13 protein-coding genes and 1 riboswitch are annotated in these 12,700 nt (G+C 73.5%); of the genes, 9 read left to right on the top strand and 4 right to left on the bottom strand.

Features of this window, described 5'->3' with window-relative positions:
- Positions 1 to 400: 400 nt before the first annotated feature.
- From ABZ449_RS01480 to ABZ449_RS01505, 6 genes are all read left to right on the top strand, one after another.
- On the top strand, positions 401 to 1,420 hold the full coding sequence (locus ABZ449_RS01480) for an LLM class flavin-dependent oxidoreductase (protein ID WP_360338197.1): 1,020 nt from the start codon (positions 401 to 403) through the stop codon (positions 1,418 to 1,420).
- Positions 1,421 to 1,830: 410 nt separating this feature from the next.
- Complete coding sequence (locus ABZ449_RS01485) at positions 1,831 to 2,397, top strand: TetR/AcrR family transcriptional regulator (protein WP_360338200.1); 567 nt, start codon at positions 1,831 to 1,833, stop codon at positions 2,395 to 2,397.
- 69 nt (positions 2,398 to 2,466) lie between these two features.
- Positions 2,467 to 3,150 (top strand): DUF4865 family protein, encoded by a 684-nt coding sequence (locus ABZ449_RS01490; protein ID WP_360338203.1) that lies wholly within the window; start codon positions 2,467 to 2,469, stop codon positions 3,148 to 3,150.
- A 17-nt stretch (positions 3,151 to 3,167) separates the two neighbouring features.
- Entirely contained in the window at positions 3,168 to 3,737 is a 570-nt protein-coding gene (locus ABZ449_RS01495) for a carboxymuconolactone decarboxylase family protein (RefSeq protein ID WP_360338206.1), read from the top strand.
- The gene (locus tag ABZ449_RS01500) at positions 3,734 to 4,687 is read left to right on the top strand and encodes a phosphotriesterase (RefSeq protein WP_360338209.1); all 954 of its coding nucleotides are present in this window, start codon (positions 3,734 to 3,736) and stop codon (positions 4,685 to 4,687) included. The genes ABZ449_RS01495 and ABZ449_RS01500 overlap by 4 nt, the downstream gene beginning before the upstream one ends.
- A 70-nt stretch (positions 4,688 to 4,757) precedes the next feature.
- Positions 4,758 to 5,249, top strand: a complete 492-nt coding sequence (locus tag ABZ449_RS01505) for a GNAT family N-acetyltransferase (protein WP_360338212.1) — start codon at positions 4,758 to 4,760, stop codon at positions 5,247 to 5,249.
- A gap of 135 nt (positions 5,250 to 5,384) precedes the next feature.
- On the opposite strand, the gene ABZ449_RS01510 is transcribed toward ABZ449_RS01505, so the two are convergent.
- Positions 5,385 to 6,149 (bottom strand): SDR family oxidoreductase, encoded by a 765-nt coding sequence (locus ABZ449_RS01510; RefSeq protein ID WP_360338215.1) that lies wholly within the window; start codon positions 6,147 to 6,149, stop codon positions 5,385 to 5,387.
- 137 nt (positions 6,150 to 6,286) lie between these two features.
- On the opposite strand from ABZ449_RS01510, the gene ABZ449_RS01515 reads away from it, so the two are divergent.
- Together ABZ449_RS01515 and ABZ449_RS01520 are read left to right on the top strand one after the other, a co-directional pair.
- On the top strand, positions 6,287 to 6,907 hold the full coding sequence (locus tag ABZ449_RS01515; protein ID WP_360338218.1) for a TetR family transcriptional regulator: 621 nt from the start codon (positions 6,287 to 6,289) through the stop codon (positions 6,905 to 6,907).
- A 284-nt stretch (positions 6,908 to 7,191) separates the two neighbouring features.
- Complete coding sequence (locus ABZ449_RS01520; protein ID WP_360338220.1) at positions 7,192 to 8,334, top strand: alpha/beta hydrolase-fold protein; 1,143 nt, start codon at positions 7,192 to 7,194, stop codon at positions 8,332 to 8,334.
- Positions 8,335 to 8,477: 143 nt separating this feature from the next.
- On the opposite strand, the gene ABZ449_RS01525 is transcribed toward ABZ449_RS01520, so the two are convergent.
- Positions 8,478 to 8,807 carry a MoaF N-terminal domain-containing protein gene (locus ABZ449_RS01525; RefSeq protein ID WP_360338223.1) on the bottom strand — a complete coding sequence of 110 codons (330 nt, stop codon included), beginning with the start codon at positions 8,805 to 8,807 and terminating at the stop codon, positions 8,478 to 8,480.
- Between the two features lie 416 nt (positions 8,808 to 9,223).
- A riboswitch (cyclic di-AMP (ydaO/yuaA leader) is annotated at positions 9,224 to 9,389 on the top strand.
- 2 nt (positions 9,390 to 9,391) lie between these two features.
- Between ABZ449_RS01525 and ABZ449_RS01530 the strand changes: the two genes are divergently transcribed.
- On the top strand, positions 9,392 to 10,762 hold the full coding sequence (locus ABZ449_RS01530) for a hypothetical protein (protein WP_360338226.1): 1,371 nt from the start codon (positions 9,392 to 9,394) through the stop codon (positions 10,760 to 10,762).
- A 65-nt stretch (positions 10,763 to 10,827) separates the two neighbouring features.
- Here the strand turns inward: ABZ449_RS01530 and ABZ449_RS01535 are convergent, their stop codons facing one another.
- Complete coding sequence (locus ABZ449_RS01535) at positions 10,828 to 11,508, bottom strand: hypothetical protein (protein WP_360338229.1); 681 nt, start codon at positions 11,506 to 11,508, stop codon at positions 10,828 to 10,830.
- Between the two features lie 387 nt (positions 11,509 to 11,895).
- The gene (locus ABZ449_RS01540; RefSeq protein WP_360338231.1) at positions 11,896 to 12,693 is read right to left on the bottom strand and encodes an IclR family transcriptional regulator; all 798 of its coding nucleotides are present in this window, start codon (positions 12,691 to 12,693) and stop codon (positions 11,896 to 11,898) included.
- Positions 12,694 to 12,700: the final 7 nt, after the last annotated feature.

Here is a 12,700-nt window from a genome sequence, read left to right on the forward strand (position 1 = left end):
GATCGTGTGCGTGCGAGGCGAGGGGGAGGCGAGATGGCAGTCCGGGCCGTGACCGTGGCGGTGACCGGGCTCGTTGCCGTCTCCGCGGCCCGCTGTTGTTGTCGCCGCCTCCGCAGCACCGACCGCTGACGCTGACACCACCCGCGAGCCCCGCCGCCCGAGCGGCCCACCGCCCGCCCCGTCAGCCGTTCCGCCGGTGCCGCCCGTGAGCGCGCAGCGCCGGACCATGCACCGTCTCCCCGCGCTCCGCTCTCCGCGCGGCTCATCGCGTTCGGGGACGCCACGGCCCCGCCGAGCCCGTCCCCGGCCCTGCTCAGCCCGTTCCCGGCCAGGTCCGAGCCCGTCCCTGGCCCGTCCCCGGCCCGTCCCGAGCCCGACCCGAGAGCCCAAGGAGACCGCCGTGCGGTTCACCGTCTCGTCCCTCGTCGCCAACGCCCCCGACCCGGTCACCGGTGTCCGGCGCGCCCCGCAGCAGAAACTGCACAGCGTCATCGATCAGGCGATCCTCGCCGAGCAGCTCGGTTACGACGGCTACGGCGTGGGGGAGCGGCACGGTGAGCCGTTCCTCTCCCCGGCGCCGCCCCTGCTGCTCAGCGCCATCGCCGCCCGCACCTCCACCATCCGGCTGTTCACCGCGGTGACGGTGCTCAGCGTCCTGGACCCCGTCCGGGTCGCCGAGGACTACGCGATGCTCGACCAACTCTCCGGAGGTCGGATCGAGTTGATCGTCGGCAAGGGCAACGACCCGCGCCACTTCGGCCTGTTCGGCCTCCCCGAGGAGCGTCAGTGGGAGGCGCTCGCGGAGAACTACGGTCTGCTGCGCAGGCTCTGGCGCGAGGAGCAGGTGACCTGGGAGGGCTCGACCCGCCCGCCGCTCACGGCTGCCACGGTCTGGCCGCGCCCGCTCCAGGATCCGATCCCGGTGTGGCACGGCAGCGCGACCAGCACGCGGTCCACCGACCTCGCGGCCCGCCACGGCGACCCGCTCTTCTCCGCCAACTCCTTCCACCCGCTGGAGAAGTACCGGGCACTGGTCGACCACTACCGCGAGCGCTGGGAGCACTACGGGCACGACCCGGCGCGGGCCCGAGTGGGCGCGAGCTTCGGCGGGCTGTACGTCGCCAGGCGCTCCCAGGACGCCGTCGAGGGCTTCCGCCCGTACTGGGACGCGCTGTTCGAGTCGGCCGCCGGCCGGCACAACAACTCGCCGTTCACCTCGCTCGAGGACGCGCTGGAGCGCGGCTCGGCGCTGGTCGGCAGTCCGCAGCAGGTGATCGAGAAGATCCACCGCTACCACGAGGCCTTCGGCAACGAGGTGGTCGGCATCGGGGTCGACGCGCTCACCGAAGGGGCGCAACGGGAGCAACTGGAGTTGTTCGCGAGCGAGGTGGCGCCGGAGATCCGGCGCGCGCTGCCGTAGCGGCTCGGAATCCACGCTCGTCCGCCCGCGCAATGCGCCGTGCACCCCTACCCGGGGTGACGCCGGCGACCGTCCGTGACGTGACGCGCGCCACCAGGCGCGCCGGAATGCCGTTCGGCGGGGCGGGGGATGACGAACGGTCGAGGGGCCGTGGCCGCCGGGGGGCGGCGCACGGCCCTCAACCGTTCTCGCTCGCCAGCGGGGAGCGAACCCCGGGAGAACCCGGGAGAACCCGGGAGAACCCGGGAGAACTCGGGAGAACTCGGGAGAACCCGGGAGAACCCGGAAGAACCTGGAAGAACCCGGAAGAACCCCGGAGATCGCCCGGAGATCGCCCGACTGTCCGGAGTCGGAGCCCGGACAGAGTCCGCCCTGGCCTTCTGTACCTACTGGTATGTACAGTGATCCGCATGAGCACCCAGGACCGCCTCATCGAGAGCACCCAGGCCCTCCTCTGGGAGCGCGGCTACGTCGGCACCAGCCCCAAGGCCATCCAGCAGCGCTCCGGGGTCGGCCAGGGCAGCATGTACCACCACTTCACCGGCAAGCCCGACCTCGCGGCCGCCGCCCTGCGCCGCAGCGCCGAGCAGATGCGGAACGTCGCCGAGGCCGACCTCGCCGCCCCCGGCACCGCCTACGACCGGATCGCCGCCTACCTGCACCGCGACCGTGACGTCCTGCGCGGCTGCCGGATCGGCCGGATGGCCCAGGACCCGGACGTGGTCGCCGACCCGCTCCTGCGCGCGCCGGTCGAGGAGACCTTCGACTGGCTGCGCGGCCGGATCGCCGGACTGATCGCCGACGGCCAGGCGGACGGCGAGTTCGCTCCCGGCCTCGACCCGGCCGACACCGCCGCCGCCGTGGTCGCCGTCGTTCAGGGCGGCTACGTCCTGGCCCGCGCCGCCGACAGCGTCGAGCCGTTCGACCGGGCCGTCCGCGGTGCCCTCGGGCTGCTCGCGGCCCACCGTACGGCCTGAATCACCGGGCCGCGCCCGTCGGACAGCTTGCCGTACCCGTCGAACCCGTCGAACCCGAGGAGCCCCGCCGTGCACGCCATGCAGTACGAGATCACCCTCCCCGCCGACTACGACATGGGCATCATCCGCAAGCGCGTCGCCGACAAGGGCCACCTGCTCGACGCGCACCCCGGCCTCGGCCTCAAGGCCTACCTGGTCCGCGAGCGCGGCCGACAGGGCTCGCCCGTCAACCAGTACGCGCCGTTCTACCTCTGGCGCACCGCCGAGGGCATGAACGGCTTCCTCTGGGGGCCGGGCTTCCGCGGCCTGAGCGCCGACTTCGGCCGCCCCACCGTCCGGCACTGGCTCGGCGCGGGCCTGGCCCACGGTGCGTCCGAAGCCTCGTCAGCACCGGCACCAGTACCGGCACCGGCGTCGACAGCGACAGCGACAGCGACACCGGCACCGGCACCGGCACCGGAGTCCGTGGCAGCGGCGCCCGCACCCGGGCCGCCGACCACCGCCACCCGCGAGACCGTACGGCTGCCGGAATCCGCCGACCCGGCCGAGGCCGTCGAGCGGGCGCTCGCCGACCTGCCCGCGCACCCGGCCCTGCACACCGCCGCCGTGGCCGTCGACCCGAGCCGCTGGGAACTGCTCCGCTTCGCCCTCTGGTGCGGCCCGGCCCCCGAGGAGGAGCCCGGCGTCCGCTACCAGGTGCTGCACCTGTCCCACCCCGAACTCGACCGGCTGCCGGCCGGCCGCCACTGGTGAAAGGACCCACCGCCCCGATGTCCCCCGCGACCGCTCCCGCCGGCACCGACCTCACCCCGGCCCCGTTCGACCGCGCGGCCGGTCACGCCCTGCTCGCCGAACTCGCGGGTCCTGGCGCCGGTGCCACGCTCGGGGGACTGGACGCCCTCGCCCCCGGATTTCCCGACTGGATCGTCACCAGCCTCTTCGGCGGCACCTACCAGCGCCCCGGTCTGACCCTGCGTGACCGCCAGATCGCCAATCTGGCCGCCCTCACCGCGCTCGGCGGCGTCGAGCCGCAGCTGGCCGACCACGTCCGCTACAGCCGGCGGATCGGCCTGACGGCGGCGGAGATCACCGAGGTCATCGTCCACCTCGCGCCGTACGTCGGCCTCCCCAAGGCCCTGGCGGGCTTGCGTGTCGCCACCGCCACCTTCGCCGAGGCCGACAGGGGCACCGCCGACACCGGGACTGACGGGAACACCGCCGACACCGGGACTGACGGGAACACCGCCGACACCGGGACTGACGGGAACGCCGCCGACACCGAGGCCGACACCGAGTCGGACACCGTCGCCGAGAGCGCCACCGAGGAGGCCCGGGCATGAGCCGCACCGGCCCTACCGTCCGTACGGTCCTCGGAGACCTGGACCCCGCCGAGCTCGGGGTCACCGACTCCCACGACCACCTCTTCATCCGCAGCCCGCTGCTCCCCGGCCAGGAGCTGGACGATCCGGCCGCCGCCGAGGACGTCCTGCGCGCCTACGCCGCCGGCGGCGGCCGTACCTTCGTCCAGTGGACCCCGCTCGGTTTGGGCCGGGGCGCGGACTCCCTCGCCGCGCTCTCCCGTGCGACCGGCGTCCACGTCGTCGCCGCCACCGGCGCGCACCAGGCGGTCCACTACGCGCCGGGCTTCTTCCCGGAATCCGGCGCCGAGTCGGCCGAGCGCCCCGGCGCGTACGCCGGCCTCGCGGAGCGCTTCGTCGCCGAACTCACCACCGGTCTGCCCGGCGCGCCGGCGGGCGTCCGCGCCGGGCTGATCAAGGTCGCGGACGATCGGGGGCCCGCCGGCCGGCATACCCAGTGGACGATGGCCGCGGCGGCCGAGGCCCACCACGCCACCGGCGCCCCGATCGCCGTCCACCTCGAAGCCGACGGCGATCCGCGCTGGGTCCTGCACCGGCTGCGCGATCGGCACGGCGTCCGGCCCGACCGGATCATCCTCGGCCACCTCACCCGGCTCCCCGATCGCGCGCTGCACCGGGCCCTGGCCGCCGAAGGCGTCCATCTCGCCCTGGACAGTCCCTCCCGAGCCGGCCACCCCGGCGACCACCAGGCCTTCGACGTGATCACCGACCTGGTCGAGGCGGGCCACGCCACCCGACTGCTGCTCGGCGCCGACACCACCACCCGAACCGCCCGTGCCGCCGGTGGCCCGGTCGGCCTGCTCACCGACCTCGTCCCGCGCCTCGCCCGCAGCTACGGCCCGGACCTGCCCGAGCTGCTCCTCGTCGCCAACCCGGCCGCCGCCTTCGCCGCCGACTGGCGCACGCCGTAGGGCACCGCCGGCTCCACCGACTACGGGAACGAACCGACGGGTGCCGGGCGCGTCCTCTACGGTGCCGGACATGGTGACGTTGACGCTCCGAACCCTCACGACCGCCGACTGGCCGCTCTGGCGGGACCTCCGCCTCGCCGCCCTGACCGGTTCGCCCGAGGCCTTCAAGGCCGGCCTGGCCGACTGGCACCAGGGCGGCGAGGACCGCTGGCACGACCGGCTCCGCCTGCCGGACGCCCTCCACGTCGCGGCCCTGCTGGACGACGATCCGGTGGGACTGGTCGGCGGACTGCCCGGATCGCCGGACGGCGTACGGGAGTTGCGCTCGCTGTGGGTCGCCCCGCGGGCACGTGGCCGGGGCGTCGCGGACCGTCTCGTCGAGGAGGTCGAGCGCTGGGCGCGGGCCACCGGCGGCACCACGCTGCGCCTCGCCGTGCTCCCTGGCAACCACCCGGCGCTCGCCCTCTACCGCCGCCACGGTTTCACCCCGCTCGCGGAGCCCGGCGACCTGCTCGCCGACGGGCTCAGCCGCGAACTCCTCCTGGCGAAGCCCTTGCGGTGACCGCCGCTCCGGCCCCCGGCTCGGCATCGGGGCGGCGGTCGGCTGGTCCCGGCCCCGCCCTCAAGGGGGACGGCAGGGCGACCGGCGGAGCGACTGACTGGTCGCCCAGCCAGTCGCCCCATCGGTCGACCGACGTCACATGTGGGTGCCGCCGTCGATGCGGAGCTCGGTGCCGGTGACGAAGGCGCCGTCGTCGGAGGCGAGCATGGCGATCACGCCGGCCACCGTCTCCGGGCCGGCGAAGCCCTGGCCGAGGGCGGGGGAGAGCTTGGCCAGCAGGCCGAAGTCGGCGTCGGCGGGCAGGCCCGGGTTGTGGGTCATGCCGCTGTCGATGCTGCCCGGCGCGACGCAGACCGCGCGCAGGCCCTGCTTCGAGTACTCCGAGGCGATGGCGTGGGTGAAGGACTGGATGCCGCCCTTGGTCGCGGCGTACGCGGCCATGTAGGGGTGGGCGAAGCTCGCGGAGGTGGAGCTGAAGTTGACCACCACGCCCTTGCCGCCGGCGAGCAGCGCGGGGAGCGCCTCGCGGGTCATCAGGAAGGTGCCGGTCAGGTTCACCGCGAGGAGCTTGTTCCAGAACTCCAGGCTGGTCGCGTGGGTGTGCGAGGAGCGGAGGATGCCGGCCGCGTTGACCAGCACGTCCAGGCCGCCCAGGCCGGCGACCGCCTCGGCCACGCCCGCGACGACGGCCGCCTCGTCCGAGACGTCCAGCACCTGGGTGGTCAGGCGGTCCGCGGTGCCCTCGGTGGTGGCGCGGTCCAGGGTCCTCTTCAGGCCGTCCTCGTCGACGTCGACGGCGACGACCTTCCCGCCCTCGGCGAGGATCCGGTGCACGGTGGCCTGGCCGATGCCAGAGCCGCCGCCGGTGATCAGCACGTTCCGTCCGCTGAAGCGGTCCATGGTGGTACTCCGTTCGTTCGTGGTCTCTCGACCTCAAGAGGCACGGTACGCCTAGGTGACACGTTGTGCCAACAAGTCCATTCGTGCCGAACCGTCGCGACGTGCCGCCTTGGCATCCGCACGCGTAGGCTGACCCCGTGACCGGACGCCCGACCCTGACCCAGCGCCGCCGTGAGGCCACCCGGCTGGAGATCGCCCGTACCGCCGCCGCGCTCTTCGCCGAACGGGGCACGGACGCGACCACCGCCGAGGAGATCGCCCTCGCCGCGGGCATCTCGCTGCGCACCTTCTACCGGTACTTCTCCGTCAAGGAGGACGCCGTCGCCCCGCTGCTCGCGTCGGGCGGGCAGGAGTGGGTGGAGCTGTTCGCGGCGAGCCCCGCGGACCTGCCGCTACTCGAGGCGCTGGAGCGTGCGGCGGTCGCGTCGCTGACCCCGGCCGACGACGCGCGGGCGGAGATGATGCGGTGGGCCCGCGGTCTGTTGCGCGACCCGAAGCTGAACGCCACCTGGCAGCGCGTCCACGCCGACTCGGAGGAGCGGCTGCGGGCCGCCCTCACCGAGCGCTGCCCGGACGGCACCGACCCGCTGGAGATCCGGCTGGCGGCCGCCGCCGCGACCGCGGCGATCCGGGTGGCCCTGGAGCAGTGGGCCTCCTCCGATGCGCCGCTCGCCGGTCCGGGTTCCCCGCAGGATCTCGGCGCGCGCTGCATGCGCGAGCTCGCAGCGGGGCTACGGCTGTGGGGGCGGGTCGGCTGAGCCCGGGCCGGGGGTCAGGGGGGTGACCGTGGTCGACAGCCGACAGCCGACAGCCGACAGCCGACAGCCGACAGCCGACAGATTTCAGATGACAACTTTCGAAATCTGTTATCTGAACGTTGTCATCGCTCCGCCCCGCTCCCCGTGACCTCCCAGCCGCCGTCAGCTTCCTCCCAGCTGGGGTTAGGGTTGATCCTCGCGCCCCGGCAGGGGGAACCGGGGTGACCTCCTCGGATGTCCCCAGCGGAGGGGACTGGAGTTCGAGGCGTGGGAGCAAGCAGGGCATGGGTCTGACGAGCCACAAGGTGCTGGCGCTGACCGCACTGATCGCGGTCGCAATGATGGTCGGCACGGTCTGGCTGTGGCCCAGACTCGCGAAGAAGAGCTGGCGGGCGGTGCTCGGCCGGATCGGCGCACTGCTCGCCACCCAGCTCGCGGTGCTCGCCACGCTCGGCCTGGTCGCCAACAACTACTTCGCCTTCTACAGCAGTTGGGGCGACCTGCTGGGCATCGGCGACACCGGACCGGTGGTCATCCACAACAAGGCGGACGCCTCCGGCCGGCTGATGGTGGAGACGATGGGCCAGGCCGCGGTCAAGGGCGGCGGCGCGATGGGCCGTGAGCCCAGCCAGTCCGGCGAGATCCGCAAGGTCCGGATCGACGGCGCGGTCAGCCGGCTGTCCACCGAGGGCTACGTCTACCTGCCCCCGCAGTACTTCCAGCCGGAGTACGCCCAGAAGCAGTTCCCGGCCGTGATCGTCAGCACCGGATTCCCAGGAATCGCCGAGAACCTGATCACCCGCTTCAACTACCCGGGTGCCGCGCTCAAGCTGCTGCAGGAAGGGCGGATGCAGCCGACCGTCATGGTCCTGGTGCGTCCCTCGCCCGCGCTGCCGCAGGACACCGAGTGCGAGGACATCCCGAACGGCCCGCAGTCCGACACCTACTTCACCAAGGACGTGCCCTCGGCGATCCAGGCCAGCTACCGGGTCTCCTCGGACCCGCAGGCCTGGGCCTTCATGGGCAACTCGACCGGTGGCTACTGCGCGCTCAAGCTGGCCATGCGCCACCCGGACGTCTTCCCGACCGCCGTCGCGCTCTCCGCCTACTACGACGCGGCCGACGACCCGACCACGGGTGACCTCTTCGGCGGCAGCAAGCAGCGCCGCGACGAGGCCAACCTGATGTGGCGGCTGAAGAACCTGCCGCAGCCGAAGGTGTCCGTGCTGCTGGCCGGCACCAAGAAGGGGGACGGCAACTACCGGCAGGAGACCGAGGCCTTCGTCAACGCGGTACAGAGCCCGATGAAGGTCTCGTACAGCATGCTGGACAACGGCGGCCACAACTTCGAGACCTGGAGCGCCCTGCTGCCCTCCTCGCTGGAGTGGCTGTCCCAGCACCTCAAGGTGCCGAACCAGACCGTCTGAACGGACCCGGCCGAGCCTGACCGGCCGAATGATCGAACCCCCGGAGCCTCAGCCCCGGGGGTTCGATCATTCAGGTCGTCCAGGTCGTCCAGGTCGTCCAGGTCGTTCAGGAGCCGTCCGGCCCCGTCCGGCGGTCCCAGCGCTCAGGCCACCCGCTCCAGCGTCCCGGTGTGCAGCTCGCCGACCCGGCCGCCCTCGCCCTCGAAGGTCCAGAAGGCCCGCACGGTCAGCTTGCCGAGGTCCATCACGTGGCTGACGGTGATCCCGCTCTGTTCGGTCCAGCTGACGAAGTAGATCTCGGGCGCGACCTCGGCGACGTGCAGCCGCACGTCCTCCCACTGGCCCGCGGACTCGCCGAGGCCCTCCCAGCGCAGCCGCGTGCCGTCGGCCGAGTAGGTGTTGCGGAAGGCCGCGCCGTTGTCGGCCTGGAAGAGGTAGGTGCGGCCGGCGAAGGCGGGCAGGGGCGCGGTCATGGTGGGGCGGGTCCTCGTCTCTGTCAGGTCGTGGCGAGCATCCGGTCGGGCTCGCCGCTCTTGTGCACGGCGGATGATGTCCGACCTCCAATTTATCCGACCGGGTGCACTCGGTCAGGCAGTCGCCACGGTACGGTCCGCCATCACGCGGCCGCCCGGGTGTGCGACCGGCACATGGGCAGGGCCGCACACCGCTCCTGCCGCCCGGCCGGCTGGGTGATCCCCGTCCTACTCCTCCCGCCCTGTCCGTGATCAACTCGGCTGCCACGCAGCGTCGTTGATCGACACCGCTGTGAGCTGCGCGACAACCCGCCCGGCCGAGTTGTCCGCTCACGTACGGCCTGCCTAGCCTGCAACGGTCGTCCGCCCTCGCGGACCCCGCCGCCGGGACGCCGAGTCCTGTCCACCCGTGGGCGGGTCACCGAGCACCACAGCGGACGGGAGCGGGGGAACCAAGGTCAGCGCCCGGCCCGTACGCCCCTGCGTACGGGCCGCGGCTAGGGGTGAAGCCGCTCCCCAGGTGGCCGGGCAGCCTCAGCCCGAACCCGACAGCTCACCTCGCAGGCGTCGCAGAGGTCACCCCCATGCCCAAGCCTGCCGGCTCCATGCCGCGGCCCGCGCTCGCGCCCGCCCGCCGTCGCGGTCCACGCCACGCCCGTCCGTCCCGCCGCGGCCGCAACGCCGCCCTCGCCGCCACCGGGGCGCTCGCCATCAGCGGTGCCGGTCTGCTCGGCCTGTCGTCCGTCAGCGGGGCCCAGGCCGTCACGGCGCCGACCGTCACGGCGCCGACCGTGACCGCGCCGACCGTGACCGCCGTGCCGACGGTCTCCGCGCCGACCGTCACCCAGGACCGGCTCGGCCCCGCCACCATGGTCGCGGGCAAGGCCACCGCCGCCTCGCTCGGTCTGCACTCCTCGGCCTGCGTCACCGCGAGGACTGTCGGCGTGGGCGTGCGCGACGCGCGCGGCAACAACCTCGACTTCCCCGGCAAGGCCTCCGACGTGCAGATCTGCCCGAGCGGGTTCGACTTCACCAGCGGCGCGCGTGCCCTGCCTGCCGGGACGTACACCCGGTTCGGCTTCTGGCAGGACCTCGGCGGCACCTGGCACAACCTGTCCTCGCAGCGGCTGGTGGTCTCGGCGGCCGGGACGTCCACGCCGACCCCGACCCCGACCCCGACCCCGGCCCCGACCCCGGCCCCGACCACCGATCCGACGACCAAGCCGACCACGCCGAACCCGAGCACCGCGGCGCCGTCATCCCCGGTCGCCGGCAAGTCGCTGACCTGGTCGGACGAGTTCAACGGCGCGATCAGCTGGGGCCGGCGCTGGGTCGGCGACAAGAGCACCGCGTACCGGTACGCCAATCACAACCCGGGCGACAACAAGCTCGACTGGCTGAACAGGAACAACGTCAGCGTCGCCAACGGGGTCGCCACCTTCACCGCCACGCCCGGCGGTCCGGCCCTGGAGAACGGCAAGCGGTCCTGGAACACCGGCTTCCTGACCACCGAGGGTTCCGACGAGGGCTTCCAGGTCAGGACCGGCGACTACGCCGAGACCCGGGTCGAGCTGCCCGCCGACAGCGGCGCCTGGCCGGCCCTGTGGACCTGGAAGAACGGCAACGGGGAGATCGACTCATTCGAGTACCACCCCGACAACCCGAACCTGCTGGAGCTGACCAACCACGTCAACCCGGGCAATGCCAGATACCACACCGACGCGAGCGCCGTCGCGAAGGGCCGGTGGGTGACCATCGGCACCCACTACGGCGCCAATTCGGTGGACTGGTACGTCAACGGCGTCAAGGTCTTCTCGGACGGCAGGGGCGTCGGCGCCAACTGGTCGGCGTACCTGATCCTCAACCTCTCCGTGTCTGCGGGGCAGTACCATCCGGCGCCGCAGGGGGCCGCCCCGATCACGTTCGCCGCCGACTACGTCCGCGTCTTCCGGTAGGACCGGGGTCACCGCCGGGCCGGTCCCGCCGGTCGGCCCGGTCCCACCGGCGGGATACGGCCGGTTCAGGCGCCGGCAGCCGTCTCTGCCACCGTGATGTCGAACGGCTGCCGGTTGTCGTCCTCGTTCCGGTCGTCCGCGCTGCGCACCGTGACCGAGCCGCCGCTCAGTCTGCCCACCGGCAGCTCAGGGTCGAGCCGGACCGGGACGAGCGCGGTCGCGCTGCGCCCCTCCCGCAGCCCGGCGCCGAACACGCACCGCACGACGCGGCCGTGGCCCGTCACCCGGCAGTCGGACGGGAAGTACGGGCCCTGCGGGCTGACGCCCTCCGGCAGGGTGATCACGACCGTGAACGGGGAGGCGGTGGTGTCCGGGCCCCGGTTGTCGACGAAGGCGTGGATGGTGGTGGTGCCGCCGGGTGTGGCCGGATCCGGGTCCATCCGGACCACTTCCAGGTCGGAGTCGGACGGTCGAGCGGCGGCCGGCGCGGGCAGCGTGGAGGCCCCGTGCGCCCCCGAACCGGAACCTGAATCGGAGCCGGAGCCGGAACCGGAACCGGCCGTGGCCCCCGCCGCGGGCTTGGCCGGAGCCGGCAGGGTGGAGGCGGTGGCCGTCGCCGGCGCGGGCAGGGTGGACGCCCCGGGCGTGCCCGTCGCGACGACCTCCACCGCGGGCCGGGGCTCGGGCCGCAGCAGGGCCCAGGACGGGTCGGTGGCCAGCACCGTCACCGCGCACCCTGCCGCCACGGCCGCGACCAGCCCGGCCCCGCCGAACCCCCTGCCCCTCGCGGCACGCCGGCCGCCGCCACCCCGCCCCCGACCGCCTTGAACGCCGCCCCGTACGTCCCGGTGCTGCTGTTCCATCCCCGTTCACCCTGCCCTCGCGTCCCGGCCGCCCGCGCCGTTGCGGGCCGCGTCGGCACCAGGGTGGCGGAGCAGCCGCCGGAGCCCGGTGGCAACCCGCCCGTCGTCCGCTCGAACGGATGACGCGCCGCGCCGCCCCGACCGGGTCGACCGGCAACGGTGGTTGACGCCCCGTCAGGGCGTGAGGGTCTCAGAGCGTGAGGACCTCAGGGCGCCAGGAGCTCGGGGTGCGAGGACCTCAGGGACGGAAGACCTCGGGGGGTGAGGACCTCAGGGAGCGAGGACCTGCCCCAGTCGAGCCGCGATCCGGTGCATCACCGGCACCAGCGAGGAGCCCCCGGTCTGTTCCTCCAGGGCCCGGATGCGGGCCTCCGGCCCGGAGACCGAGAGGGCGGTGGGCGTCGGCGCGCCCGGGACGGCGAGCGCGATGCACCGGACGCCGATCTCCTGCTCCTGGTCGTCGACCACGTAACCGCGCTCGCGCGCCTCGGCGAGCTGGCGCATCAGCTCCTGCGGGTCGGTGACCGTGTACTCGGTGTGCGCGGGCAGCGGGTTGGGGCCGAGGACGGTGCGGGCCTCGTCCTCGGGGAGCTGGGCGAGCAGAGCCTTGCCGACGCCGGTGCAGTGCGGCTGCACCCGTCGGCCGACCTCGGTGAACATCCGCATCGAGCGGCGGGACTGCACCTGTCCGACGTACACCACCTCGCCGCCCTCCAGCACCGCCAGGTTGGCGGTCTCGCCGGTGGCCTCCATGAGCTCGGCCAGGTACGGGCGGGCCCAGCTGCCGAGCAGCCGGCCGGCCGTCTCGCCCAGGCGGATCAGCCGGGGGCCGAGGGTGTAGCGGCGCGCGGTGTCCTGGCGGACATAGCCCTGCTGGACGAGGGTACGAACCAGTCGGTGGATGGTCGGCATCGGGAGGCCGGAGGTGGTGGAGAGTTCGCTGAGCGTGGCCACGCCCCCGGAGTCGGCCAGTGCCTCCAGGAGTTGGAAGGCGCGCTCGACGGACTGCACGCCGCCGCCCGGGCGGTCCGTGCCGGTCGTCGAAGCCGGGTCGGGGGTCGCAACCACCTGCGTT

Origin of the sequence: Kitasatospora sp. NPDC005856 (assembly GCF_040629945.1) — a bacterium.
Taxonomy (GTDB): domain Bacteria; phylum Actinomycetota; class Actinomycetes; order Streptomycetales; family Streptomycetaceae; genus Kitasatospora.

Coding starts and splice junctions, on each gene's coding strand:
- ABZ449_RS01485 (WP_360338200.1), top strand. CDS start 1,831: ATGAGCACCCAGGACCGCCTCATCGAGAGCACCCAGGCCCTCCTCTGG.
- ABZ449_RS01495 (WP_360338206.1), top strand. CDS start 3,168: ATGTCCCCCGCGACCGCTCCCGCCGGCACCGACCTCACCCCGGCCCCG.
- ABZ449_RS01500 (WP_360338209.1), top strand. CDS start 3,734: ATGAGCCGCACCGGCCCTACCGTCCGTACGGTCCTCGGAGACCTGGAC.
- ABZ449_RS01505 (WP_360338212.1), top strand. CDS start 4,758: ATGGTGACGTTGACGCTCCGAACCCTCACGACCGCCGACTGGCCGCTC.
- ABZ449_RS01510 (WP_360338215.1), bottom strand. CDS start 6,149: ATGGACCGCTTCAGCGGACGGAACGTGCTGATCACCGGCGGCGGCTCT.
- ABZ449_RS01520 (WP_360338220.1), top strand. CDS start 7,192: ATGGGTCTGACGAGCCACAAGGTGCTGGCGCTGACCGCACTGATCGCG.
- ABZ449_RS01525 (WP_360338223.1), bottom strand. CDS start 8,807: ATGACCGCGCCCCTGCCCGCCTTCGCCGGCCGCACCTACCTCTTCCAG.
- ABZ449_RS01530 (WP_360338226.1), top strand. CDS start 9,392: ATGCCCAAGCCTGCCGGCTCCATGCCGCGGCCCGCGCTCGCGCCCGCC.